A 25,569-nucleotide genomic window follows, 5' to 3' on the forward strand; every position below is an offset into this window, starting at 1 on the left:
ATTCCATGCTGTTTCCAAGAAAATCAGTCACTGCCATTATTGGTATTTCCAAATGCAGCCAGCGCCCGGCGCCGGCCAAGTGCAGGACCTGTTCCCTTGTGACCTGCCCATTCCGGCATTAAATGTCTATAATAAGAAGAAAAATATTTTTATAAAGGAGAATCTGTATGATTTTATTTGACGGAGGCATGGGCACCATGCTTCAGAAAGCCGGACTTCCCACCGGCGGCTGCCCGGACTATTACAATATAAGCCATCCTGAAATCGTTCAATCCATTCATAAAGCTTATGCGGAAGCCGGAGCCCATTACATCACCACCAACACTTTCGGCTCCTCCCCCATCAAGCTTTCCGATTATGATCTTCAGGACAAAGTGGAAGAAATCGCAGAAGCTGCCGTAGCCAATGCGAGAAAAGGGGGCGGAAGAAATATCGAAGTCGCAGGCGATATGGGACCTACCGGGGAATTCATCGCTCCCATCGGCGACCTTTCCTTTGATGAAGCCTGCGAAAATTATTACCGCCTCGCCAGGGCTCTTGCCAATGCGGGAGCAGATGCCCTGATCATTGAAACGATCATTGATATCCAGGAAATGAAAGCTGCCCTGATTGCTGCCAAAGCGGCTTCCCACCTTCCTGTATTCTGCACCATGACTTACGCTGAAGATGGAAGAACCATTCCCGGTACCGACCCGATTACAGCCACAGTCCTTCTCGATGCGCTGGGAGCCGATGCCATCGGCGCCAACTGTTCCGTGGGACCGGACAAGCTGATTTCCGTGGCAGAGAAAATCATTTCCTCTACCAGTAAGCCTGTCCTCATCCAGCCGAACGCAGGCATGCCCATCCTTGAAAACGGGGAAACCCGGTTCCCCCTGGGGCCTGAAGAATTTGCTTCCTATGTGCCGGAGTATGCAGCTCTCGGCATCGATATCATGGGTGGCTGCTGCGGCACCACTCCGGGTCACATCAGGGCCCTGAAAGAAGCCTTCGAAAGAAATCCAAAGGCAGATAAAAAACCGGTGAAGCCTTTCACCGCTCTCACTTCCCGCGCAAAAACCGTCTTCATCGGCGACGACTATGGGCCGGTGAAAATCGGGGAACGCATCAACCCCACGGGAAGAAAGAAAATGAGGGAAGACCTCCAGCGGGGCAGTTTTGTTTCCATAAAAAAAGAGGGCCTTGCTGAAGTGTCGGCTGGTGCTGATGTACTGGACATCAATATGGGGGCCCCGGGAATCGATCAGGCCAAAGCCATGGTGACTGCGGTATCCCAGCTTTCCATGCTCTGCCCGGTCCCCTTCTCCATCGACAGTACAGATCCGAAAGTCGTCGAGGCCGCCCTCAAAGTCTATCCGGGACGCCCCCTCATCAATTCCATCAACGGTGCCGACTTGGAAGCGGCAGACCGGATTCTTGACCTGGCAAAGAAATATGGCGCCGCCGTCCTCTGTCTTCCCCTGGAAAAAGGAAATCTTCCCAAAACGGCGGACGAACGGATCCGCGTGGCCAGAGGCCTCATCGAAAGGGCTCTCGCTCATGGGCTTCGAAAGGAAGATATCCTGCTGGACCCTCTGGTCCTTACGATTGGATCCTCCGATACCGGTGCCAGGGAAACACTGCGCACCATTTCCCTTTATAAAAAAGAATTCGGCCTTGCCTGCGTCATGGGTACCAGTAATGTATCCTTCGGCCTTCCCTCAAGGCCCCGGATCAATGCGGCCTTCCTCACCATGGCTTTTGCCTGCGGCATGAATGCCCCCATCATCAATCCCCTGGACCAGGGCATTCAGGATGCCTTCATCAATGCGAAACTCCTTCTGGGCTTTGACCCCGGCGCCATGAATTTCATCAAAGCCGCCTCGGCAGCCGCAGAACCGGTTCCCAGAAAGAAAGAAGTTTCCTCCCTTCCCCCGCTGGACCAGCTGAAAGAAGCGGTCAAGAGCGGAGATAAGGAAGAAGCATCAGGCCTGGTGAAAGCAGTCCTTGACAGCGGTATTTCTTCAGAAATACTCATTAAAGAGGGCCTCACAAAGGCCATGACGGAAATCGGGGACGGCTATGGTGCGGGGAAAGTATACCTGCCCCAGGTCATGATGGCTGCCGAAGCCATGCAGGCCGCTTTCAGGGAAATCAAAAAACTCCTGCCCGATATGAAATCTGCCGCCAAAGGCACCCTTGTCATTGGTACCGTCAAAGGAGATATCCATGACCTGGGGAAAAATATCGTTTCCGCCCTCATGGAAAACAGCGGGTATAAGGTCATTGACCTGGGCAAGGATGTGGAACCGGAAGTCTTCATCAAAACCGTGAAAGAGCAGAAAGCAGACCTCGTCGGTCTCTGCTCCCTCATGACCACCACCCTTCCGGAACTGGAAGAAACAGTCAGACAGCTGAAAGAACTCACCCCAGAAACAGATATTCTGGTAGGTGGAGCCGTGGTGACCCAGGATTATGCCAATAAAATCGGGGCGCCCCATTATTGCAAAGACGGCATTGCATCAGTCCGCATAGCCAATGAAATCATAGAAAAGAGGAAAAACGGATGACTACACTCAAAGAAAAGAATCAGCAGCACCTGTTCACCATTACTACGGAACTGGACCCGCCCAAAAGTGCTTCCTCCGCTCCTACGGAAGCAGATGTAGTGAAAGTGGCTCCCTATGTGGACGCAGTCAATATCGCGGACTGCCCCACGGCCCGTCTCCGCATGAGCCCCATTGCCCTCTCTTCCATTATCCAGAGCAAATATAACGTGGAATCCATTTTCCATCTCACCTGCCGGGACAGGAATGTTATCGGCCTTCAGGCTGAACTCCTGGGCGCCTATGCCCTGGGCGTCAGAAACATCCTCACCCTGACCGGCGACCCGCCCACCCTGGGAGATCACCCGAATGCCAAAGGAGTCTTTGAAGTGGACTCCACGGGACTCATTGAAATTGCCAGCTCTCTCAATGAAGGCCTTGACCTCACAGGCCATGAACTGGGTGAACCTACGGATTTCTATATCGGCACCACCGCCGGTGTTGGTGAGGATATAGAAAAGGAAGTCAGACGCCTGGAAGGCAAGAAAAAGGCAGGCGCCCAGTTTGTCCAGACCCAGCCCATTTATGATCTTTCCCAGGCCGAAGAATTCCTGAAAGCCGCCAAGGGCCTGGACCTTCCCATTCTCTTCGGCATCGTGCCCTTGAAGTCCTGGAAAATGGCCAATTACCTCAATACGAAAGTCCCGGGGATTTACATCCCACCCAAAGTGATGAAAGCCATGGAAGAGGGCGGCCGTGAAACAGGTCTTGCCCTTTCCAGAGAACTCGTACAGGGACTCATGGAAATGGGAGCTGCCGGCGCCCACCTCATGCCGGTCAAAGACATGGATGCCGTTCCGATTATCGTGAAAGGCCTCCGGTAATATTTCTCCATAAAAAAAGAACTGTGGATAGCACAGTTCTTTTTATTTTACTTTTTATCTCTTGATTTTTCAGATTTCTGTTTCCTTCTTCGGCTGTAATACCAGATTCCCCCATAAATAGCTCCAATCAGGATCACCAGCACCGTAAGGCGCAGGGAATTTTCTCCCAGATGGACGATATCGTGGCCCAGCACCACTTCCAGCGCCGTGGAAGGAAGCTTACCGATAAGACAGCCCAGGGCATAGTGGCGGAAATGCATACTGGATAAAGCGGCAATGGCAGTGACAAGGCCGTTTGGCATATAGGGAATCGCACGGGCAAGGGCCATGGCCTGCCAGGAATCGTAGGAATCCAGTTTCTGCAAAGTCTTGCTTCTGGCAATGATAGTGGCCGCCATGCCTCGGAACAGGACCCTCATGGCATAGAAGGAAATGTATACTCCCACCGTCTCTGCCAGCCAGGAAATGATGATGCCCCAGAAGAGGCCGAAAATCAGGCCATTGGCAGTGGAAATAAAAATGGACGGAAGGAAACCGACGATATTGATGACCACATCGATAAAGAAACTCATGGCTGCGGCATAGATGCCAAAGCTTTTCAGGTAATGAATGGTCCCCCGGAGGTCCCCGTCCTTAGACAAATGATAAACGGTAGGATAAAAAGTGGGGTCAATGAAGTGGATGGAAACAAGCACCAGCACAAGCAGGCCCAGCAGGGCCAGCCTGAACTTCCTCTCCCCCTTTTCATCCCAGTTCCGATACTTCATGCATAAAGACCTCGATTATTATTTTATAATTGTATCTGCGTAGGCCCTGATGGTTTCTGCCATATCCTTTCTTTCCACGGTGTCGGTGAACCGCTTTTCTCTCTGTTCCAGTTCGCCCAGCTGACGGGGAATGGCAATGCCCGTCGCTTTTTCGATTTCCCGAAGCGTATCATAGGGACTTTCCTTTTCCTCAAGGCCCAGCGCTTTGGCCACGACCCCCGGGAATTTGTAAGGATGGGCTGTGGAAATAATGACCGTATGGGTATGGCGGGTGATTTTCCCCGTCCGGCGCAGCTTGTCGTAAACCGCATAGGCTACGGCGGTGTGGGGATCCATGAGGTAATCGTACTTTTCATACACATCGGTCATGGCCTTCCTCATGGCCTCCGGGGCTGCCCAGCCGCCCATCATTTCCAGACCTGCCTTTTCCAGGGCTTCTCCGGAAACTTCATATTTCCCGGTATTTTTCAAAGCCTCCATATCCGTTTTCACTTCGTCCGTGGAGCCGGTGAGGAAATAGAGGAACCGTTCAAAATTGGAAGATACAAGGATATCCATGGACGGCGCTTCGGTCATGTAGAATTCACGATTGACGTCATAGGTACCGGTTTCAAAGAAATCGGAAAGCACTTTATTTTCATTGGATGCGCAGACCAGCTGCCCGATGGGAGTGCCGATCTTCCTGGCAATCCAGGCAGCCAGGATGTTGCCGAAGTTGCCCGTAGGAACGACCACATTGAATTCTTCCCTGGGTCCGATGGAACCGCTCTTCAAAAGTTTCAGCCAGATCCATACATAGTAAACCACCTGCGGAAGAAGTCTGCCTATGTTGATGGAATTGGCACTGGAGAAGAGGACTCCTTTTTCTGCCTCCTCTTTGCGGAGGTCACTGCTGAATACCTGTTTCAGCGTTCCCTGGGCATCATCGAAATTTCCTTCGATGCCCACGACTTTTACGTTGTTTCCCAGCTGTTTCTGCATCTGGTCTTTCTGGAGCGGCGATACGCCATGAGAAGGATAGAAGACCATAATATGAACGCCGGGCACGTCGCGGAAGCCTTCGAGAGCCGCTTTACCCGTATCGCCGGACGTAGCGGTAAGGATCAGGATTTCCTTCCCGTCCTTTTCCTGCTTCTTTGCATACACCAGAAGGTATGGAAAAAGGGACAGGGCCAGGTCCTTGAAAGCACAGGTGCGGCCATGAAACATTTCCGCCATGGAGAAGGATTCGGAAAGGGTTTTCACCGGAACGATCTCACTGGTTTCAAAAGTGCCGGTATAGGCATTGTGGGTCAATTTCCTAAGTTCCGCTTCCGGGATATCCGTAAGGAAATGGGAAAGGACGAAAGAAGCCAGTTCTTCATAGGAAAGATTCTTCAATGCCTGGGCATCGAGGAAAGGCTCCGGCAGGAATTCCGGCACATAAAGGCCGCCGTCATCGGCAAGCCCTTTGATGAGCGCTTCTTCCGCCGTTACGGTTTCATTACTTCTTGTACTTCTGTATTTCATAGTACACCTCCGCAGATTAATATATGTTTATTTTATCATAAATAAAGCAGAAACAATAGGAAATAAGGGCTGCAAAGGGCTGAATCTACACATATTTAAACAAAAAATACGAATTTTTTACAAAAAATCTTCATGATCGGATGACAAAATCCGCAAATTCTCCCCGCCACGGCTGAAAATGAAAATAGTACTTTCCACGCTGAAGGAAATATGGTATAATTCATTCTGTTAAGCGTCTATAGCTCAGTGGATAGAGCACTGGTCTCCGGAACCAGGTGTCGAGAGTTCGAATCCCTCTAGACGCACCAGTCATCAGCCGGCATGCCGGTTTATATAGAAAGTCCTTATGCCCTCCGGTGTAAGGACTTTTTCCGTAAGGAGACAGCGATGGATCAAGATATGGAAAATAAAGAAATGGAAGAGCTCTCGGAAGAAGAGCTGCAGGAATTCATGGCCTCCTACAAAAAGGAACTCGCCCACATCTATAAAATGGCAAGCGCCAGGAAAGCCTTCCTGGCCCGCTCCCATATGCCGAACCTGAAGGCTGCCCTTCTTCAGTGCGATCAGGATATGAGGAAGGACATTGAAGAATTGAAGCACAAGTACGGCATTCATTACTGACCTCCCCTGTCAATTCCGACTTGTCAAATCCCCCTCCCTGTGGTATAGTATCTACATCGCCAGTCAACAGGCGGCGCCCGAAAAAGTTTTTAAAAAAGCTTGACAGGGCAAAAGAAAGATGATATCATATCATTCGTTGAACGGATCATTAGCTCAGCTGGCAGAGCACCTGACTCTTAATCAGGGTGTCCGGGGTTCGAACCCCTGATGATCCACCAGACATCAAATCCCACGAACTGTCGTGGGATTTTTTATTGCCTTTTTGACCGGTTCCGGCAGGTCCCCGGCTTCCGGATTGATCACACTAAAAAAGCTGTGAAACGGAAATTCCCATTTCACAGCTTTTTTGATTGAATCAGCAGTTCTTATCGTAATCGATATCCACGAAGAGTCTCGGGATGCGCTTCAGGTCGCAGGTGATTTCATGAGGAATGGTTCCTGCCGTGACAGCTACTTCATCGAGGGAAATTTCTTCTTTTCCCTGACGGCCCATGAGGACGACTTCATCCCCCGGCTCCACATCATTGCCGCAGGCCACCATAAACTGATCCATACAGATACGGCCTACGATGGGGCATCGTTTCCCATTGATGAGGACAGCTCCCTTATTGGAAAGGCAGCGCGGATAGCCATCGGCATAACCGATCGGAATGGTGGCGGTCTTCATGTCCTTTTCTGCCACATAAGTGCCGCCATAACCGATGGCTTCCCCTTTGTGAAGGGTCTGCACATGGGTGACATGGCTGATGATGCGCATGGCATACTGGAGATCCAGTTTATTCGTCATCACGTCGGAAGGCTGGGGTCCATAGAGAATGATGCCCGGTCTTGCCAGGGTGTGCCAGCTTCTCGGGATATCGATGACGCCGGCGCTGTTGGCAGAGGAAATGACAAAATCCTTGTCCACGGGCATATGGGAAATGGCTTCATCGAAACGGTCCAGCTGTTTCAGGGCTGCGTCTTTTTCCTTATGGTCGGCCGTAGCCATATGGGTGAAGGTCCCTTTGATATGAATGTGCGGATATTTCTTCAGTTTTTCAAGAAGCGCAGGAACGTCTTCCGGATGGGTACCGATGCGGTTCATGCCCGTATCGATGGGAAGCATGACATCCACTACTTTTTTGGAAACAGCGGCGATGCATTCCAGGGAATCCAGGTCCACCGTATCATCTATCGGCAGGATCAGGTCTTTATTGACGCCGATGGGCATATCTTCCGGAAGGGGCAGGCCCAGCACATAAATGGGGCAGGTAAAGCCGGCATCGCGAAGTTCCTGTCCTTCTTCCACCCGGGCTACGGCAGCAGACGTATAGCCTTCTTCCAGGGCCAAACGAAGTTCTTCCACGGCCCCATGACCATAGGCATTGGCCTTGACCACGGCCAGGCATTCCACTTCTTTCGGCAGATGCTGACGAATGACCCGAAGATTGTGACGAAGAGCGCTTAAATTGACTTCCATGTAAGAAACCGGCATAATATCCCCTCCAACAAAAAAGAGCACCACAGCAAGTGACCATCCAGCCACGGAAGCCGCAATGCCTCATAAGAAACCTGTGAAATTAAAAGGTTACCCTTATGATAAAACACAACCATGAAAAAGGAAAGGGGCAGAGAAAAAATTCACTGAAATTTTCCTCTGCCCTTATTTTAATCCAGCAGGAACTGTTCGAATACGAAATTCCCCAGCGCCGCCCCGTGATACGTCAGAAACAGATGATTTCCTCCTTCTTTCAGAAGTTCCCTCTCCTTCAGCATGGCAAGGGGCTTCTCATACCAGCGGGAAATATCCGCGCCATACCTGGTCCTGAAATCGGCAAGGTCGATGCCCTCTTTCCTCCGGAGCGCAAGGAAGCAGTATTCTTCCATTTCGTCCTTTGGAGACAGTTTTTCCACTTCTTCGCCGGGAAGATTTCCCAGAAGAAGCTCCTTTTCATAAAGCCGGACCCCCGGGTTCACGGTAAACCGTTTGTGCCCGATGCGGGAAGACGCCGCCGGACCCAGGCCCAGGTAGTCGGCCAGGGTCCAGTATTTCTGATTGTGCCTCGAGCGTTCTCCATTTCTAGCAAAGCTCGATATTTCATAGCGTTCAAAGCCGTAGTGGGGAAGAATGCGGCACATGTCCTGGTACATGGCCCAGCTTTCCTCTTCCGTTGGCCGTAAAAGTTTTCCTTTTTCTGCCATTTGGGCGAATTTCGTCCCCTCTTCGAGGATAAGGCTGTACACGGACACATGGGAAATGGGAAGGTGCACCGCCCGGAGGAGGGATTTCCTGAAATCGGCTGTTGACTGTCCCGGAAGTTCATACATGAGGTCGATGCTGATATTGTGAAATCCTCCCCGATACGCCCGTTTTACTGCCGATTCCGCTTCCGACGATGTATGAAGCCTTCCGATGGCGGAAAGCAGCCGGTCCTCATGGGACTGGACGCCCACGGAAATGCGGTTGATACCAAGTGCTTTCGCATTGGCAAGATAAGAATCACTCATGTCGCAGGGATTCATTTCCATGGTGATTTCCGCATCTCCAGAAACATGGAAATACCGGTGAAGTCCGTCAAGAATCTTTCCCAGCTGATCTTCCGAGAGGGACGAAGGCGTCCCTCCCCCAAGGTATACCGTATCGCAGACGGAATCCCTGAAGGACGGGCTTCGTATTTCCATTTCCTTTAAGAGGGCTTCCACGAAGCGGTCTGTCGGTTTCCTCCCTATCGAATAGAAGCCGCAGTAATCACAGCGGCTTCTACAGAAGGGAATATGCAAGTATAATCCCAGATTTTTCAATTGAATTGCCTCAGTCGTCTTTCAGCACGGCCATGAAGGCTTCCTGGGGGATTTCCACGCTCCCCACCTGCTTCATGCGCTTCTTGCCTTCCTTCTGCTTTTCCAGCAGTTTTTTCTTACGGGTCACGTCGCCGCCATAGCACTTAGCCAGGACGTCTTTCTTGTAAGCCTTGATCGTTTCCCTGGCAATGACTTTGCTCCCAATGGCAGCCTGAATGGGTACCTCGAACTGCTGGCGGGGAATGATGTCTTTCAGCTTCAGGGCAAGAGCGCGGCCCCTGGCAGGCGCATTGCTCCGGTGAACAATGATGGAGAGGGCATCCACCAGATCTCCATTGAGGAGGATATCCAGTTTCACGGCGTCCGTCTTCTGATAACCGTCCACCTGGTAATCCAGGGACGCATAACCTTTGGTGCAGGATTTCAGTTTATCAAAGAAATCAAAAATGATTTCAGACAGAGGAATGTGATAGGACAGATCCACTCTCGTTTCGTCGAGATATTCCATGGTTTGGAAAACGCCCCGGCGATTCTGGACCAGTTCCATCACGTTGCCTACCATGTTGGAAGGCACAAGGATATCCACTTTGGCTACAGGCTCTTCAATATGCTCGATTTTTGACATGGGCGGAAGCTCTGCCGGGTTGTCCACAGGCACCATGGTGCCGTCGGTCTTGAATACATGGTAAATAACGGAAGGCGCCGTGGTAATGAGTTTTAAGTGATATTCCCTTTCCAGTCTTTCCTGGACCACGTCCATATGGAGAAGTCCGAGAAATCCGCAGCGAAAGCCAAATCCCAGGGCCTGGGACGTTTCCGGTACGAATTCAAGGGCTGCATCATTGAGCTGCAGTTTTTCCAGGGCTTCCTTCAGATTGTCATAATCCTTGCTGTCGATGGGATACATGCCGCAGAACACCATGGGAAGGGCTTTCCGGTAACCCGGGAGGGCTTCCTCTGCCCCGTTTTCTGCCGTTGTAATCGTGTCCCCCACTTCACAGTCCTGCACATTTTTAATGCTGGCCGCCACATAGCCTACGGATCCGCAGGTGAGGACGTCGGAGGCCTTCGGGAAGGGAGAGAAATAGCCTACTTCGGTGACTGTATAGACTTTGCCGGAGGCCATCATGCGGATATTCATGCCGGGACGGATTTCCCCGTCCATCACCCGGACGTAGGCGATGGCCCCTTTATAAGAATCAAAAATGGAATCGAAAATGAGGCAGCGGAGCGGTTTTTTGCTGTTATCCGGAGGCGGCGGCACCTGTTCCACGATGCGCTTTAAAACTTCCTCCACATTCTGTCCGGTCTTCGCAGAGACGGGAATGGCTTCGGACATATCGAGGCCGATGATATTTTCCACTTCTTTTTTGACCCGGTCAATGTCCGCGCTGGGAAGGTCGATCTTATTGATGACCGGAACGATTTCCAGATTGTTATCGATGGCCAGGTACACATTGGCCAGGGTCTGGGCCTGGACTCCCTGGGTGGCATCGATGATGAGAATGGCCCCTTCGCAGGCGGAAAGGCTCCGCGATACTTCATAGTTGAAGTCCACATGCCCCGGGGTATCGATAAGGTTCAGCTCATAGGTTTCCCCGTCTTCATAGGTATAGAGCAGGCGCACGGACTGCTCCTTGATGGTGATGCCCCTTTCCCTTTCCAGATCCATGGTATCCAGGATCTGGGCCTCCATATCCCTCTTCTGTACCGTCCCCGTGAGCTCGATGAGCCGGTCCGCCAGGGTGGATTTGCCATGGTCGATGTGGGCGATTATTGAAAAATTCCTGATGTGTTCGGTATCCATTCTGTTCATTCCTTTAATAAATTTTTATGCCATGAATATTTCTTTCAATCATTTATATCATACCATAGATAGAAATAAAAGTTTTATTTCTTCATCACGGCGGGCACGATAATGGCCGTAAGGACAAGGAGAATCCCCACCGTCTGGAGTCCCCCGAAATCCATATCGAGAAAAAGCCGGGACATGATGACGGAAGACGCCGGTTCGGCAGCGGCCGTAATGAGGGCCTGCTGGGGAGAAATATACATGAGGGCTATGTTATAGAGTAAAAATGCAATGACCGTTCCCAATACCACGATGCAGAATACATTGAGCCGTACATCAGGCGCAAGGAAAGCGGACCAGTGCATGCCGGGGTCAAGGGCCCAGGACGAAAGGCCGCCAAGGAGCATGCTCAGGGCCAGGACAAAAGTCTTATCCATCTGAAGAAATATATGCTTTGGGTAAATGGAGGAAAAGGCATAGATGGCCCCATTGAAAAGGGCCAGTTCCACACAGAGAAGGGGCACGGAAAGCCTGCTCACATCCCCTCCCGTGACGAGAAGAAAAGTCCCGCCTATGGCAAGACACACCGTAATGATATCTCTTTTCGAAGGAAGGCGTCTGTATCGGAGAGAATGATACACGATCACCATGGCCGGAGACGTATAGAGAATGACCGTAGCCGCTGCGGCATTTCCCACATGGACCGCTTCAAAATACGTATAGGCCATCAGCATGAGGCCCGCATTGGCATAGAGGAAGATATGAAGAAATAATTTGGGTGACTGGCGAAGCTTTTCAAATCCCGGCCGGATCTTCCCTGTCCACCCGCAGATGATAAAAAGAAGAATCCCTGCCATGGTCATGCGGAAAGCGGTGAGGCCCATGGCATTTTCGCTGCTGTGCACAAAAAAGAGCTGTGCCCCCAGCCCGCTTCCGGCCCAGAACATAGCTGAAATGATCACTAAAAATACAGATCCTGTATTTCCTGAATTTTTCTTCATTGAAATGCCTCTTTTATATTTTACTTCTATCCATTATATACAGATCCGATTCATTTGCAAAACACAAAATGGACAAATATGAATTATTTCTTCTTTCCCATTTCCGAAAGCGGCGGGCCCGCGATAGCCGCAAGGACCATCAGCACTCCCAGGATTTCCCAGAAGCCGAAGTGGGAATGAAAGAGGAAATAAGACGCAATGACTGAAATCGCCGGCTCCACGGTGGTCGTCACGGAAGCCACAATCTGGGGAAGCCGGGAAAGTCCCGCATTGTAACAGATGAAAGCCACCATGGTCCCCAGAATGACGATCCAGAAGACGTCAAACCGCACGCCTTCCGCAAAGAAACCGGAAAAATCAGTGACAGGATCCATGAACCATGCCGCCAGGGCGCCCAGAAGCATGCCCCCGGCAATGAGGAAATGATTATCCATCTTTACCATGAGGTGTTTGGGGAGCACCATGCAGACCGCAAAGAAAAAAGCGGAAAGAAGGCCCAGCAAGACGCAGTCAAAAGGGACGGAAAGGCGGTCCGTATTTCCTCCCGTCACCAGAAGGACCGTTCCTCCGAAGGCAAGTAAAACCGCTACCATTTCCATAAAGGAAGGGAGACGCCTCCCGGAAATGACAGACCAGAAAATGACCATGGCCGGAGCCGTATACTGGATGACTGTCGCAGCTGCCGCATTTCCTGCCGCAATAGAAGCAAAGTAAGTATAATGCATGGCCAGAAGACCGCCCACGCCATAAATGACAATGGAGAGAATCAGTTTCGGTTCTCTCCGGACGGCTTTTATGTTTTTTCCCAGTTTCCGTTCTGCCGCAGTAAGAAGGCCCATGAGAATTCCCGTGCAGACCATGCGGAAAACAGTGAGATCCATAGGAGTGAGGGAACTCTTTGAGAAGAAGTCCTGGGCTGCCAGGCCCGTCCCGGCCCAGGCGGCTCCCGCAATAAGCACAAGAAGGATGGCAAAGTAATTCATAGCGCCCCCTGAAAAAACAAAACCCGCCATTGGCGGGAAAATTTCTGGTGGGACTATTTGGATTCGAACCAAAGACCTCTTCGATGTCAACGAAGCGCTCTGACCAACTGAGCTATAACCCCGGATTTGGAAATATTATATCATGAAAATCTTTGAAAATGCAACGAGCGGGATACCCAATAATGAATATACAAGTCGAATTGCCGAAATGTATAAAGTGATCAGTTCACAGTGATCAGTGAAAGCACTGACAACTGCTAACTGCTGTTATGAAGTGACCGTTGTCAAGAGGTAATTTGCAACTTTTCAACGATTCACCCTTGGAGCCATGCATCGATTCCTCCTTAATGACATCTGGGAAAGACCCTGGTCTACGGCCTTACGGCATTTGGCCACTCTGTTATTCGCGGATTGGTTACCAAGCAGGCTAATGGTTTCGCCGAGGAGTTTCTGAATCTAACATCGTGAATCGCTGTAAAAGTGCCAACATAGCAGTTATCTGAAATACTCAACCAGTGCCATATTTACAGGATCCTTCCCACATGCCACCAAGGATTTCCCGGTGTATGCTGCCAGTATTTTCTTTTTGTTCTACCCGGCCATCTTTGATGGCCGCTGTCTATTCACCACATGATGGCTTCCCATCATGTATAAACCTCTAAGATTACGTCTTAATTACTTTCAAAAAACAGCTATGCTGCCAGCATAATTTTACCCGTTGCCATGCCCCAGATGAATTCAGCTAATTCCCTGGCTGCTGCCACGATGGTTATATTTTTGGTCTTCCCACGTTCCATGAGTCTTCTGTACTTTGTATACACTCTTCTACTGCACTTGTCGGCATAAGCTATGACTTCCTGGGATTCTCCATTTTGCCTTGCCTTTAATGCCTTGGATTTATATCCCAGATGTCCCTGGCAGGCCGCCTGGGCTGCCTCTATCAGCAATGTCCGCAGATGTCTGTTCCCTGCCTTGGTTATTGGAAGAAATTTCTGATCGGAACCTGTCGTGTGCTGCCCTGGTACAAGTCCAAGGAAGGCCGCGAATTGTGGGGCCTTTTCAAAACGCCTGAAGTCGCTGACTTCTGCGATTAATGCCATGGCCGTGTAAGTCTTGATTCCTTTGATACAGCACAGCCTCTTCACCATTTCCCTGTATCTTTCACCTTCAGCAATTTTCTCAATGCGTTGATTCATCCTTTCAAGCTTTTCGCTGATCCGGTAATAGGAGTCCATATACTCACTCATGGTTTCAATATTCAGGCCTTCAAATTCCAGGGACAGCAGCCATTTCATGTATATCTGAGTCCATTTGGCCTTTGAGGGATCATAATGGTAGCCATGCTTATTGCAGAATCCGATGATCTGCTGTTTTACCTTTTTCAGCTGATCCCTGTGATCGTCTCGTGCCCGGATATAGCTGACAGTTGCTTCGTCTTCTTTAGTTGGAACATACACATAAGAGAGACTGTCATTAGCCATGGCTTTGGCAATGATTTGAGCATCAATACGGTCTGTTTTAATGCATTTCTTCCCTTTCTGGGTAGGAAGTGTTGTAGGAGCGATAACTCTGCATTCAATGCCTTTTGCTGCAAGTGCCCCCTGCAGAGAGAATCCCAGTCCGCCAGCTTCGCATCCACAGATAAATGTCAAGTCTGCATTAGCTGGAAAAAGCTTCCTGACGCTTTCAATAAATCTGACAACATTTCTGGGATCAGCAGTGACCTGCCTTTCACATACGACCTGGTCCTTGATTCGATTTATACCATCATAGTAACCAGTTAAACGAGCATTGAGGGAGTAAGATTCATTGTGGACATCCATGCCAATATAGATTATTCTATTCATAGTGACCTCCGTTTGCGTGTAGGTAATTCCCTGTTCGGGATGGGTGTTTTGGCTGACTCCATTGTACAGGGTAAATCCACGAATGTGCAAACTGGAGGTCACTTCATATTATCCAACTGATCACTCCTTTAATCCGGCCGTTTATCCCCCATACCATGTATACTCACATGAAATCAAAGAGGGAAATCTGTTCTTCCTCCGGCATACCTTTGAGAATTCCCATGGCTTCCATAGTATCGATAATGCTTTGGCTCACTTTTCCCCGCTTCTTCAAATCTTCTTTTGATGTGAACCGATGCTGGTCGCGAGCTTCTACCAACGCTTTGGCTACGGAATTGCCAAGGGCAGGAATGCAGTTGAATGGAGGCAAAAGTTTGCCATCCACCATTTTAAATTTTGTAGCATCAGAAAGATCAAGATTAATATTCATGAATTCCAGGCCCCTGAGGTACATTTCTGCTGCCACTTCGATAACCGTGGCATTCCCTTTTTCCACAGCTGTCGGGTGTTCAAGAGAGGCAATCCGGGCCAGTTCCTGTTTTTGCGATTCCAGTCCTTTCAAAATGACAGGAGCATTGAAAGAACCCACTGCACGAATTGTGAAATAAGCACAATAGTAGGCAAGAGGCTGATACACTTTGAACCAGGCAATTCGGAATGCCATCATAACGTAGGCCACTGCATGGGCCCTTGGGAAGAGATATCCGATTTTCAGGCAGGAATCGATGAACCATTGTGGTATATGAGCTGCTTCTAGTTCTGCCCTGTTATTAGATCCGTTCTTTTCCAGACCCTTCCCTTTTCGGACATTTTCCATGACCTTGAAGGCAATGATAGGCTGGACTCCGTGAACGATCAGATAGTTCATAACGTCATCACGGGTGGAAATAGCTTCTTTCAGATTGACAGTACCGCTTTTGATGAGATCCTGGGCATTGTTCAGCCATACGTCGGTGCCATGGGAAAATCCGGAAATGCGGACAAGTTCAGAAAAATTTTTCGGTCTCGTATCTTCCAGCATACCGCGAACAAAGGGCGTACCATATTCAGGAAGTCCCAAAGCCCCCACGGTGACCCCTTTATTTCCAATGGCACCGGCGAGCTGCTGAGGAGTCAGTCCCAACGCTTCGGTAGAACTAAAAAGGGACAATGTTTTCTGGTCATCGAAAGGAATGGACATAGGATCAATGCCTGTCAGGTCCTGGAGCATACGGATGACTTTCGGATCATCGTGACCCAGAATGTCAAGTTTCAGCATACGCCCGGAAATAGAATGGTAATCGAAATGGGTGGTGATGGTACCGGGAATCCGGTTGCCATCCTCATCTTTTAAATACTTTTTATTGGCTGCATACTGTAGCGGAGTGAAATTATGGATGTCCATATCCCTCGGGCATACCATGATTCCTGCCGGATGCTGCCCAGTGGTGCGCTTCACACCTGCCACGCCGGCAGATAGTTTTTCTATGAAAATATCATTAAATGTAAGACCTCTGTTTTCCGCATATTTTCTAACAAACCCGTAGGCTGTCTTGTCCTGAATACCAGCAATAGTACCAGCACGAAAAACATTATCCCGACCAAAAAGTTCTTCTGTATACTTATGGGCCACACCCTGATCATCGCCAGAAGAAAAGTTCAAATCGATATCAGGAACCTTATCCCCATCGAAGCCGAGGAATACGGCAAATGGAATATCATGGCCGTTCTTTTGGAGCAGTGTACCACACTTCGGGCATTTTTTGTCCGGCAAGTCAAAACCGCCGCCTACAGAACCATCAGTAAAAAACTCTGTCCAGTGACATTTGGGACATACATAATGGGGAGGAAGCGGATTGACTTCCGTAATACCTGACATGGTAGCAACAAAGGAAGAGCCTACGGACCCACGGGAACCTACCAGATATCCTCTATCATTGGAATGTTTTACCAGCTTATGGGCTATATAGTACAAAACACCATATCCATGTTTAATGATTGGAGTCAATTCCAAAGTCAGACGATCATCCACAATTTTGGGCAGCGGATCACCATAAATTTTATGAGCATTCCTGTAGCACATTTCCACCAGTCTGTCATCAGCGCCGGAAATCTTCGGATTATAGGATTTCCATTCTTCCGCCAGTGGCTTTATGACTTCGCATTGTTCCGCAATCTTTCGTGTGTTGGTAACCACGATTTCAATGGCCTTTTCTTTGGGCAGATAATCGAATTCATCCAGCATTTCCTGGGTAGTACGGATGAAGACGGGCGGGTGTGATTCGATTCTCCCCGGTTTTTCCCAGTTGGAAAGAAGGATGTCCCGGTTCCTCTGGTCTTCGGCAAACATGTAATGGGCGTCGGATGTGGCGCATACCGGCATACCTGCCTTTTCCCCTATTTCAATGACCTTGCGATTCAAGTCCTGCAGGTCTTTAATGGTATTCACATTAGCAAACTTGTCTTCATGCATGAGGAATTCATTGTTTCCCAGAGGCTGCACTTCCAGATAGTCGTAGAATCTTGCCTTTTTGATGAGTTCTTCATCACTTTTTTCTGCGAGAACGGCACGAAAAAATTCCCCCATCACACAGGCGGAACCGTAGATAAGCCCCTCATGATATTCCTTAAGTATAGCTTTGGGAATGAGAGGACGTTTCCTGTAAAATTTCAAATGAGAAAGGGTTACCATACGGTATAGATTTCGAAGACCTATAATATTTTTCGCAAGAATAATGATATGATTGTACTGCTGACGGTCCGTATCTGGATTTTCAGGGATTTCATCAATCATGTACCCTTCCATGCCATAGATGACTTTCTGGTGATATTTGTCCGCCAAATCCTGGATTTTGGGGAATGCCTGAATAACGCCGTGATCTGTAATAGCCACGGCGGGATGATGCCATTTGGCAGCGGTTTTGATGATTTCTTCATTATCGATAAGACCGTCAAGGCTCATTTTCGTGTGAAGGTGAAGTTCTACTCTTGGCGTTGGGTAATCATCCACATGGTCAATGGTGTGCATTTCCCCTTTTTCCATCTGCTGCAGTTCCAGAGAAAGGCCACCAGAGTATTTATCCAGCCTCACATTGCCCCTGACTTTAACGACAGTTCCAGGCTTCAGGCTTTCCACGCCTGCCGCCTCATCAGGCCGGTCAAAAAACTTCTTACAGGGAATGCCGTTCGTATCATCAGCGAGGTTCATAATGAAAAGCTTCTTTTTGCTCCGAAGTTCCCTTACTTCACTGCTGATGACAGTCCCTATGAAAATCACACCATCTACTTCACCAGTAATGCTCCGTATATCCACGGAATCTCCGATAATATGTTTCTTTCCAAGAAATATTCCATTTGATGCCCCTTTCTTGTCCCCGCTTTTAGATGCCTTAAAAGCACTTTTTGGGAGGACGCTGGAAAGCGTGGGAAGTATATCCGGCATAGCCAGTTCGACTTTATCCGACGATTCTCCTGCATCACTTTCAGACGAAGCCTGAGCGGCCTTTGCAATATCTTCAAATCCGGAAAGTCCTGCATTGTCCGGTGGCAGAGCAAAATTTTCTATTGGCGCTTCGGGCAGGGGAATGTCCTCTCCCGGAAATTCATCATCGGGAAGCATTTCCTGAACATCGGAAGTCTCCAGAATTGACATATCTTCTTCTGCAGGCAAAGGGATTTCATCCGCCGGCAGAGGGGCTCCCCCAGCCAAAGGAATTCCTTGGCTCATGGCCATTTGGGAAAATACTTCATCCGTCACATCCTCCCCATTAACATAGATGGATTCGATAGATGCGATATCTTTTCCCATATCCTGCAGTGCTTTGACGGCCGCTTCTTTATGGTCTGCCCTGATATACCAGGCCCGGCACTCCGTATCCACTTCCATGAACGTGATGACGGACCCTTTTTTCCGCGATGTGAGGCGGTATTTTCCCATATTTTTCCTTTCTGACGTATGTCATGCCCGGGGGGCTTGTTTTTTCTTCTTTACTGCTTTCGGGGCAGGTTTTGTTTCTTCTTTCTTATTGAGGGTAATCACCGTGTCCACCGGTTCGTAATCGGATAGAAACGTATCCTGAAAAGACCTGCCGTCAGCCCATTTCACGGTCTGCTGAATGGTCACATTTCTTCCCTCATGGCCTTCTTCGACTTTTCTTGCTTCCTTTTGGGAAGGGTCAATCTTTGTGACTGTCTTGAAGGGCAGCGTTTCATCCTGAATTTTTGAAAGGTCCACATAGGACGGTTTATCTTCCTTATTTCCAAGGATGAAAACGGTGACCTGTCCCGGAGCATATTCGGCATAGACGTAAATGCCATGTTTCAGATGATTGATGAAACGGAAATCGAGGTACCCTTCTGCCACCGTGGCATCCCGTCCGATGGGCACATAGGCCACGGGCGAAAAATGACAGGTCCTGTCGGTAATCTGAAGACCCGCCAGGAGGGTGGCATTAAAAAGGGTGGAGCTCACCTGGCACACGCCTCCCCCGCTTCCCGGTTCCAGTTTGCCATTGATAATGACGGGAGCTTCTTTATAGCCGTTTTCCGCGGAACGGGAGCCGGTGGACTGGTTATAGGAGAAATCTCCTCCCGGTTTCAGATAGGTACCGCTGATGTGTTCCGCTGCCAGGCGGATATTGCTGCTCCGATTCGAATCTCCCCCGAAGTACGTGGTGTACCGGCCAAGGATGGTATCGATTTCTTTGGCTTCCTCAGGAGACATATTCGGTTTCGTCTCCCCGGAAACAGGGATTTCCACCTTTCCCGATTCCCCTGCCCGCAGGGCTGCCTCTATGGAAAGGGCAAGATCTTCTTTGATGATTTCGAGATGCGGCCGGCCATGGGAGAATGTAATGGACCCGTCCTTGTGGAACGAAGGATAGGCATTCTCGGCAGGTTTCCTATATTTTTCCATCAGTTCAGCCGTCTTTTTCTCGAGAATCCCACTGTCCCAGTCCGCATCGATATGGGCCGCTTTTCCGGTCAGGAGGACTTCCCAGCGGTCTTTCCATTCTTTGAAAAGACTGCCTTCCCGGCCGATAGCCATGGCTTCGTCCAGACTCTTTTCATCGTAGCGGACGTTCAAATCTTTATAATTCCATTCTTCATGGACCAGATCATCTTTCACCAGTTCCAGCTTTCCCTTCGCCAGAGCCTGATTTTTTTCTTCAAATAATCTTTCCAGCTCATCCCTCGTCATGCCGCCGGCTTTCATACCGTTGATACGGACTCCCGGCACCACGGCATCCCTTTTTACCCATATAAAGGGAGCTGCCGCCACGCCCAGGAGGAGGATGACGGAAAACAGCCCGAAGATTCTCCCTTTTCTAAGTCTCAATGAAACCCCTTCATTTCATGCAATATTCAAGCAGCAGGTCTTTCAGTTCCATATCCGAAGACCCCTGCCTCGATTTCAGCTGATAGTCAAAAATCCGGAGGAGAAACCATTCCGCTTCCTCTTCCTTGACTTTGCGCGCTTCATTGGCCATATTCTTCCACATCCAGGAGGAGCGGATGCCCAGGGCCTGCCACATTTCCTTTTCCGGCCGGCGATTCCGCTGCATTTCCTTGAAAATCTTGATTTTCCTGAATTTGGCAGAAAGGAAGCCCAGATTTTTGATGGTGGCGGAAATATCGGTAAAGACCCGGTCCGCGCTCTCCAGCACCACTGACGAATTCTTATAGAGAAGAGCATCGGTGAAGCGGAAGATTCCCTGATTCATGTATTCGGGGAGCGCTATTTCCAGAAGTTTCTGAGTTACCTGGGTCTGGGCGCCGCACATCAGAACAATTTTATCACATTCCGTCTGCAGGAGGGGCGCCGAAATTTCATCCCAGGAGGAAAGAACCGTTTCCAGGTAAGCCCTTGCATTATAATTCACCTGTTTTCCCTCGTCTGCCAGCATGCGGATGAGGGTCCCTGCGGCATCTCTCGGATTCATGAGGGACAGTTCCTCGCTGTAGCAGACGGAAAGAAGGGATTTCATGATTTTTGTCCGTTTATCCGGTTTCCCGTCCTGAAGGATAACGAGAAAGATGTCCGGTGAAAGATTGCTGATGAGAGCAAGAAAATCATTCTGGGGACGGTCCTCTTTCTCAGATTTCGATATCCGTTTCAGGAAAAAGGGATTATGAATGACCACAGCCGTTTGCGGATCGAAAAGGGACTGCCCTTCCAGGGCGTTCCTGTATTCTTCATAGCTCCCATTTCCATCAAATAAAGTGACATCTGGAGGATTTCCCCTGAAATACCGGTGGATCAGGTCGTTTTTCCGAAGATTTGCCGATACCAGGTCATCCCCATAGAGGAAGCAGCAGTTCTGCCTGTTCAATTTCTTTACCGCCATAAGTTTTTTTCCCGAAGTTTCCATTCTTGATCAAAGGAAGCCGCCTGCATACCGTCTTTGTACACATTGGCTGCCCTGTAATTTTTAAATTCAAAAAGGTCCATATCTTCCCAGGAAGACTGCATCCGGCTGCCCCCGTAAATGATGGCTTCCGGATGGATCCGGTCTGTTTCTTCCTCTGTATAGCCATTGCTGCCCATTTTCATCCCTGCCACCCACAGCAGATGGTCAGGGTACGAAGGAATGGAAAGCTCCCTGCGACCAGAAATATAAATATTTCCTTTTTTATAAGAAATAAGCCAGCTACTGCCGTTTGTCACAAGCCTTATATTTCCCAGGGAAAGCTGCCCTTTGCCCGCTTCCCGGATTATCTCTTCATGGTCACGAAAAACTTCCGGAGCCTTGAGCTCCGCCTTTCCGCCGGTAACCCATATTTCCTTAACAGGAAAGGGAACGGTCAAAGGAATGGGCTTTTTCACCTCTTCCAGATTCAGTATCAGGAGGTCTGCCGAAAACAGGCCTTCATAGCCCAAAAGGGAATTCCACTCCCAGTTTGAAGTATGAGACGGAATACCGCTGCCCTTATAGTATAAGATTTTATGGTCCCCCATGACAAGAGCCGCTCCCCGGTCACTTCCCAAATCGGGACAGTAAACCGTCATGGACGGTGCCGTGACATAGAGGAAAAGAATGAGCGAAAGAAGTCCTCCCCATAAAATACCTACGGCCGCTATCCGGATATTCCTGTGAATGGTTTTGTCTTTAAACCATAAAATCAGAACGGTGACATAGTAGAAAATAATCTGGGGAACCGTCATGCCCCCAATCTGGAGAGACGCCCTTGGGAAAGAGGAAAGTTTCAGATTGAGCCGGAGGGACAGCCAGAGCAGGTAGTCCGCCGCCTGGAGAATGCCCCCGGCAAGAGGCATGAAGACCATGGACAATACAGAAGCCAGCAGTCCTGCGATAATGACCCATTCCAGAAAGGGTGTCACGAAAAGGTTGGCCGGTATGAAGTAGAGCGGAAATACATGAAAATCATAGAGAATGAGAGGGATAGTCAGTACCTGGGCCGAGAGGGACAGGGCAATTCCTTCCCTCACCCAGCCCGGCAGGCGAGGAATCTTCAGCAAGAAGAAATTCAAAGGTTTATAGAAAAGGAGGATTCCCCCCGACGCCCCCACGGACAGCTGGAAGCTGACGTCGTAGAGATAATAGGGATCCCAGAGAAGCATGCCCGTCACTGCAGCGCCAAGAAGGTTCAAAGATGTCTTTTCCCGGCTCACAAAGACACCGCCTACCGAAAGGATCCCCATCAGCGCTGCCCGAATGACAGGAGGCACGAGGCCCGACAGGGCCGAATAGAAAAGGACCAGCAGAATGGCTCCCGTAATGACAAGTCTTTTGGGGAGGTGAAGCCATTTCCCGAGGAAGTACAGAAACCCGAAAAGCAGAGCCACATGGGAACCGGAGACGGAAAGGATATGAACGATCCCCGTAGCAGAGAAGGAATTCATGATGGTTTCTGGGATTTCATTATAATTCCCGCCGAAAAGAAGAGTCATTAAAATGTGAAGGCGCACGGGGTCCATGTAGGGTGAAAAGTCATTCATCAGCTTTGCGCGGATATCTTCCGCCCACCGGATGGCCCTGTATTTTCCGCTGTCCCCTTCATAATGAATGGTTTCCCTCCGGTCCGGGTAAATCCTTCCGAGAAGCCTCCTGCTGCGATACCGCCCTTCCAAATCGATTTTCCCCGGATTGTTGTAAATCCGGACAGGATTCATCTTCCCGGCCACAGAAATCCTGTCTCCTGTCCGGTAAATCCTCTTCGGATCAGCCTCATAAATAAACGCCGTCCCGGAAAGCTCTTTTTCACTCCCGTCGGGATAGCGTATCGATTCCAACTCCGCATAGTACCGGGCATAGGAATCCTTTCCCTGGCTCACCGACGGATTTTCTTTCACAACTCCCGTCCATATACCGCTCCCCCTCAAGGCCCATAAAGAATTCGCCAGAAAAGATTCGTCCGCCAGGTACATCCTCGCCATGCCGGCAGCAGAGAGAAAAAGAAGGGAAATACCTATAATGAACCCCTTTCTCCCCAAAAAGCGGATAAGCACGAGAGTAAAAAAAACACCCCCTGCCGCGGAAAGCCATGTCCATTGCGCAATGATAGAGGGAAAGGAATCATAAAGGACGATTCCCATCGCCAGGCAAAGGGCACTCCAGAGCAGAGGATATTTCGTATTCATAGGGTTATTTTGTCCGCCATTTTCTTGAACTTGCTCTCACCGATGGAGGGAACTTTCATGATGTCTTCTTTGGCTTCAAATCTGCCATGTTCTTCCCGGTAAGTCAGGATCTTTTCAGCCGTCGTCTTTCCCACGCCAGGAAGAGTTTCAAGCTCTTTCTCTCCCGCCGTATTGATATTGACCAGTCCCTGACCGGCAGGATCGGACTGATAGGGGTCAAGGGGCACATAGATTTTCATGGCCTCTTTCACAGGCTCCGCCATATTGATTTCATTCATGGCCGCATAGGGCAATACATCTCCTGCAGCCTTGACGGCATCATAGACATGGCTCCCTTCAGGGATTTCATACACCCCGGGATGCTTCACGGCTCCCACCACATAAACCAGTATTTTCCCTGAACCTTTTACATCTTCCGCCGAAATCTCAAGAGGCTCCGGGTCTTCGGCATGCAAAAGAGGATCAAGCACATAGTAAGACAGGACCCCTAGGACTATAACGATACAGAGACAGATGACCTGCACTCTCCTGTCATGTAAATTCAGTCCCATAGGCCCATCCTCCTGTTTTGATCCTCAGTTTAATCAGATAGTACCTGATGTCTTAAAAATTTTATTTCCGACTTTCCTGCTCCTGCTGTTCCTGCTGACGGGCCGCGGCGGAATTGGAGTCAATCAGGCTCTGGCGGTTTTTCTTCAGGCTGTCCAGCACGTTTTCCATATTGGTTTCCACGTACTTCAGTACATCCGTGGCATAGGTGACAGAGCTGGTGCGCAGTTCTTCAGCCGATTTGTTGGCGGAAGTAATGATTTCGTTCGCCCTTTCCTGGGACTGCTTCACTAGTTCGCTTTCTTCCGTAATGCGGGCAATGTAGTCTTTTGCCTGGGCGATATTGTCTTCTGCCTTCTTTTCAGCGTCCAGCATGATCCGTTCCTTGTCGGCCACGATGCGGCGGGCACTTTCCAGTTCATTCGGCAGGGACTGGTTGATGGCATCGATCAGCCTTTCCACTTCATCCTTGTCCACCATTTTCTTATTGGTGAATGGCACATCGCTGGCATTGTTGATTACATTTTCAAGTTCTTCGAGAAGTTTTCTTGTATCCATCATACATCCTCATTTCTGCATAGAATCCAGTTTCTTCCTGATCATTTCCTGTACATATTCCGGCACCATCCTGGTGATATCACCATTGAAATGGGCCAGCTCACGGACGCCTGTTGAAGAAAGATAGGAATAATGGCTGTCCGTCATAAAGAATGCGGTTTCCAGGGTGGGGTCGATCTGTTTGATCATGAGGGCACGCTGGAATTCATATTCAAAATCGCTGAATGCGCGGAGACCGCGGATAAGCAGATGGCAGTTTTTCTTCGCACAGTATTCATTGAGAAGCCCGTCAAAAGCATCCACTTCCACATTGGGGATGTTCTTCGTGGTTTCCCGGAGCATATCCAGTCTTTCTTCGGTAGTAAACATATAATGCTTGGTCGGGTTGATAAAAGCAGCCACGATCAGCTTATCCACGAGGCATGCGCTTCTTCTGATAATATCGAGGTGACCGTTGGTGACCGGGTCAAAACTGCCCGGGCATATTGCCAGTTTCATTGAACTCATTGAAATTACTCTCCTGTCTGCATTGCAGATAGCTTACAACTATGGCTCCCACTTTTTTCTCTTTCCAGAGGGCCAGCCTGCCTTTAAAAAGGGAAAGATCCGGCGGTTCGGAAATGGAATGCTCTGCGATAATCACAGCATCTTCTGCGGGCAGCCCAAGGTCAAGCACCATTTTCAGGATTTCATTGATATACCCCCTGCGATAAGGAGGATCCATGAAAATATAATCAAACTGACTGCCTTCCAGTGCTTTCAGTGATGAGGAAACGTCTCCGCGAAGAATTTTCACCCGGTCCGCCACATGGCAGCGGGCTGCATTTTCACGAATGATGGGTGCCGTGGCTTTATCGATAAAGACCGCTTCTGCCGCTCCCCGGCTCAAGGCTTCCAGGCCCATGGCGCCGGTGCCGGCAAAAATATCGAGCACCTTTGTTTCCAGAATTCCTACATTGGCCAGAACATTGAAAACGCTTTCCCGCACCCGGCCGAGAGTCGGCCTCGTATTCCGTCCCTGGGGAGCGGAAAGAAGGGTGCCTTTGGCATTCCCACCAATGATATTCATAACTACCTCGCAGCAATGCGGAAGTCTTGTCCGCATTTAAGTTAATTATAGCATAAAACGAATCTGTAATTGACTCTTTTTTATTTTAAATTTTTAGAGAAA

Annotated in this window: 19 protein-coding genes and 3 tRNA genes; 5 read left to right on the forward strand and 17 right to left on the reverse strand. The window is 49.5% G+C overall.

Annotated elements, in window-relative coordinates:
* Nucleotides 1–167 precede the first annotated feature (167 nt).
* Nucleotides 168–2,549, forward strand: a complete 2,382-nt coding sequence (locus VZT47_RS03730; protein WP_330223635.1) for a homocysteine S-methyltransferase family protein — start codon at nucleotides 168–170, stop codon at nucleotides 2,547–2,549.
* Nucleotides 2,546–3,409 carry a methylenetetrahydrofolate reductase gene (locus VZT47_RS03735; protein WP_330223636.1) on the forward strand — a complete coding sequence of 288 codons (864 nt, stop codon included), beginning with the start codon at nucleotides 2,546–2,548 and terminating at the stop codon, nucleotides 3,407–3,409. The genes VZT47_RS03730 and VZT47_RS03735 overlap by 4 nt, the downstream gene beginning before the upstream one ends.
* Nucleotides 3,410–3,456: 47 nt before the next feature.
* Here the strand turns inward: VZT47_RS03735 and VZT47_RS03740 are convergent, their stop codons facing one another.
* Nucleotides 3,457–4,176 carry a TVP38/TMEM64 family protein gene (locus tag VZT47_RS03740; RefSeq protein ID WP_330223637.1) on the reverse strand — a complete coding sequence of 240 codons (720 nt, stop codon included), beginning with the start codon at nucleotides 4,174–4,176 and terminating at the stop codon, nucleotides 3,457–3,459.
* Between the two features lie 18 nt (nucleotides 4,177–4,194).
* On the reverse strand, nucleotides 4,195–5,685 hold the full coding sequence (gene thrC, locus VZT47_RS03745; protein WP_330223638.1) for a threonine synthase: 1,491 nt from the start codon (nucleotides 5,683–5,685) through the stop codon (nucleotides 4,195–4,197).
* A 232-nt stretch (nucleotides 5,686–5,917) separates the two neighbouring features.
* Between thrC and VZT47_RS03750 the strand changes: the two genes are divergently transcribed.
* The 3 genes from VZT47_RS03750 to VZT47_RS03760 all read left to right on the forward strand — a co-directional run bounded on the left by VZT47_RS03750 (nucleotide 5,918) and on the right by VZT47_RS03760 (nucleotide 6,524).
* Nucleotides 5,918–5,993 (forward strand) — tRNA-Arg (locus VZT47_RS03750).
* A 79-nt stretch (nucleotides 5,994–6,072) separates the two neighbouring features.
* Complete coding sequence (locus tag VZT47_RS03755; protein WP_330223639.1) at nucleotides 6,073–6,306, forward strand: hypothetical protein; 234 nt, start codon at nucleotides 6,073–6,075, stop codon at nucleotides 6,304–6,306.
* 142 nt (nucleotides 6,307–6,448) lie between these two features.
* Nucleotides 6,449–6,524 (forward strand) — tRNA-Lys (locus tag VZT47_RS03760).
* A gap of 137 nt (nucleotides 6,525–6,661) precedes the next feature.
* Here VZT47_RS03760 and alr read toward each other — a convergent pair.
* The 15 genes from alr to rsmD all read right to left on the reverse strand — a co-directional run bounded on the left by alr (nucleotide 6,662) and on the right by rsmD (nucleotide 25,467).
* Nucleotides 6,662–7,780, reverse strand: coding sequence for an alanine racemase (gene alr, locus VZT47_RS03765; protein WP_330223640.1), 1,119 nt, complete (start codon nucleotides 7,778–7,780; stop codon nucleotides 6,662–6,664).
* A 173-nt stretch (nucleotides 7,781–7,953) separates the two neighbouring features.
* Nucleotides 7,954–9,087, reverse strand: coding sequence for a radical SAM family heme chaperone HemW (gene hemW, locus VZT47_RS03770; RefSeq protein WP_330223641.1), 1,134 nt, complete (start codon nucleotides 9,085–9,087; stop codon nucleotides 7,954–7,956).
* Between the two features lie 10 nt (nucleotides 9,088–9,097).
* Nucleotides 9,098–10,894 carry a translation elongation factor 4 gene (lepA, locus tag VZT47_RS03775; RefSeq protein ID WP_330223642.1) on the reverse strand — a complete coding sequence of 599 codons (1,797 nt, stop codon included), beginning with the start codon at nucleotides 10,892–10,894 and terminating at the stop codon, nucleotides 9,098–9,100.
* Nucleotides 10,895–10,977: 83 nt separating this feature from the next.
* Nucleotides 10,978–11,880, reverse strand: coding sequence for an EamA family transporter (locus VZT47_RS03780; RefSeq protein WP_330223643.1), 903 nt, complete (start codon nucleotides 11,878–11,880; stop codon nucleotides 10,978–10,980).
* Nucleotides 11,881–11,963: 83 nt separating this feature from the next.
* Nucleotides 11,964–12,863 carry an EamA family transporter gene (locus tag VZT47_RS03785; protein WP_330223644.1) on the reverse strand — a complete coding sequence of 300 codons (900 nt, stop codon included), beginning with the start codon at nucleotides 12,861–12,863 and terminating at the stop codon, nucleotides 11,964–11,966.
* A 45-nt stretch (nucleotides 12,864–12,908) separates the two neighbouring features.
* Nucleotides 12,909–12,985, reverse strand: a tRNA-Val gene (locus tag VZT47_RS03790).
* 570 nt (nucleotides 12,986–13,555) lie between these two features.
* On the reverse strand, nucleotides 13,556–14,800 hold the full coding sequence (locus VZT47_RS03795) for an IS110 family transposase (RefSeq protein WP_330223645.1): 1,245 nt from the start codon (nucleotides 14,798–14,800) through the stop codon (nucleotides 13,556–13,558).
* A 73-nt stretch (nucleotides 14,801–14,873) separates the two neighbouring features.
* Entirely contained in the window at nucleotides 14,874–18,626 is a 3,753-nt protein-coding gene (locus tag VZT47_RS03800; protein WP_330223646.1) for a PolC-type DNA polymerase III, read from the reverse strand.
* Between the two features lie 21 nt (nucleotides 18,627–18,647).
* Nucleotides 18,648–20,027: a VanW family protein gene (locus VZT47_RS03805; RefSeq protein WP_330223647.1), complete on the reverse strand. Its 1,380-nt coding sequence runs from the start codon at nucleotides 20,025–20,027 to the stop codon at nucleotides 18,648–18,650.
* Nucleotides 20,028–20,037: 10 nt separating this feature from the next.
* The gene (gene holA, locus VZT47_RS03810) at nucleotides 20,038–21,036 is read right to left on the reverse strand and encodes a DNA polymerase III subunit delta (protein ID WP_330223648.1); all 999 of its coding nucleotides are present in this window, start codon (nucleotides 21,034–21,036) and stop codon (nucleotides 20,038–20,040) included.
* Nucleotides 21,027–23,291, reverse strand: coding sequence for a ComEC/Rec2 family competence protein (locus tag VZT47_RS03815; RefSeq protein ID WP_330223649.1), 2,265 nt, complete (start codon nucleotides 23,289–23,291; stop codon nucleotides 21,027–21,029). The genes holA and VZT47_RS03815 overlap by 10 nt, the downstream gene beginning before the upstream one ends.
* Complete coding sequence (locus VZT47_RS03820; protein WP_330223650.1) at nucleotides 23,288–23,842, reverse strand: helix-hairpin-helix domain-containing protein; 555 nt, start codon at nucleotides 23,840–23,842, stop codon at nucleotides 23,288–23,290. Before VZT47_RS03820 ends, VZT47_RS03815 begins: the two co-directional genes overlap by 4 nt.
* Nucleotides 23,843–23,903: 61 nt before the next feature.
* On the reverse strand, nucleotides 23,904–24,398 hold the full coding sequence (locus VZT47_RS03825) for an ATPase (RefSeq protein ID WP_330223664.1): 495 nt from the start codon (nucleotides 24,396–24,398) through the stop codon (nucleotides 23,904–23,906).
* Nucleotides 24,399–24,407: 9 nt separating this feature from the next.
* Nucleotides 24,408–24,896, reverse strand: coding sequence for a pantetheine-phosphate adenylyltransferase (gene coaD / locus VZT47_RS03830; RefSeq protein ID WP_330223665.1), 489 nt, complete (start codon nucleotides 24,894–24,896; stop codon nucleotides 24,408–24,410).
* On the reverse strand, nucleotides 24,865–25,467 hold the full coding sequence (rsmD, locus tag VZT47_RS03835; RefSeq protein WP_330223651.1) for a 16S rRNA (guanine(966)-N(2))-methyltransferase RsmD: 603 nt from the start codon (nucleotides 25,465–25,467) through the stop codon (nucleotides 24,865–24,867). The genes coaD and rsmD overlap by 32 nt, the downstream gene beginning before the upstream one ends.
* Nucleotides 25,468–25,569: the final 102 nt, after the last annotated feature.

This window comes from Dialister sp. (genome assembly GCF_036343215.1).
Classification (GTDB): Bacteria; Bacillota; Negativicutes; order Veillonellales; family Dialisteraceae; genus Dialister.

Bases quoted from the DNA above. Each gene is read 5' to 3' on its own strand.
- VZT47_RS03730 (WP_330223635.1), top strand. From the start codon at position 168: ATGATTTTATTTGACGGAGGCATGGGCACCATGCTTCAGAAAGCCGGA.
- VZT47_RS03735 (WP_330223636.1), top strand. From the start codon at position 2,546: ATGACTACACTCAAAGAAAAGAATCAGCAGCACCTGTTCACCATTACT.
- VZT47_RS03740 (WP_330223637.1), bottom strand. From the start codon at position 4,176: ATGAAGTATCGGAACTGGGATGAAAAGGGGGAGAGGAAGTTCAGGCTG.
- thrC (WP_330223638.1), bottom strand. From the start codon at position 5,685: ATGAAATACAGAAGTACAAGAAGTAATGAAACCGTAACGGCGGAAGAA.
- VZT47_RS03755 (WP_330223639.1), top strand. From the start codon at position 6,073: ATGGATCAAGATATGGAAAATAAAGAAATGGAAGAGCTCTCGGAAGAA.
- alr (WP_330223640.1), bottom strand. From the start codon at position 7,780: ATGCCGGTTTCTTACATGGAAGTCAATTTAAGCGCTCTTCGTCACAAT.
- lepA (WP_330223642.1), bottom strand. From the start codon at position 10,894: ATGGATACCGAACACATCAGGAATTTTTCAATAATCGCCCACATCGAC.
- VZT47_RS03780 (WP_330223643.1), bottom strand. From the start codon at position 11,880: ATGAAGAAAAATTCAGGAAATACAGGATCTGTATTTTTAGTGATCATT.
- VZT47_RS03785 (WP_330223644.1), bottom strand. From the start codon at position 12,863: ATGAATTACTTTGCCATCCTTCTTGTGCTTATTGCGGGAGCCGCCTGG.
- VZT47_RS03800 (WP_330223646.1), bottom strand. From the start codon at position 18,626: ATGGGAAAATACCGCCTCACATCGCGGAAAAAAGGGTCCGTCATCACG.
- holA (WP_330223648.1), bottom strand. From the start codon at position 21,036: ATGGCGGTAAAGAAATTGAACAGGCAGAACTGCTGCTTCCTCTATGGG.
- VZT47_RS03815 (WP_330223649.1), bottom strand. From the start codon at position 23,291: ATGAATACGAAATATCCTCTGCTCTGGAGTGCCCTTTGCCTGGCGATG.
- VZT47_RS03820 (WP_330223650.1), bottom strand. From the start codon at position 23,842: ATGGGACTGAATTTACATGACAGGAGAGTGCAGGTCATCTGTCTCTGT.
- VZT47_RS03825 (WP_330223664.1), bottom strand. From the start codon at position 24,398: ATGGATACAAGAAAACTTCTCGAAGAACTTGAAAATGTAATCAACAAT.
- coaD (WP_330223665.1), bottom strand. From the start codon at position 24,896: ATGAAACTGGCAATATGCCCGGGCAGTTTTGACCCGGTCACCAACGGT.
- rsmD (WP_330223651.1), bottom strand. From the start codon at position 25,467: ATGAATATCATTGGTGGGAATGCCAAAGGCACCCTTCTTTCCGCTCCC.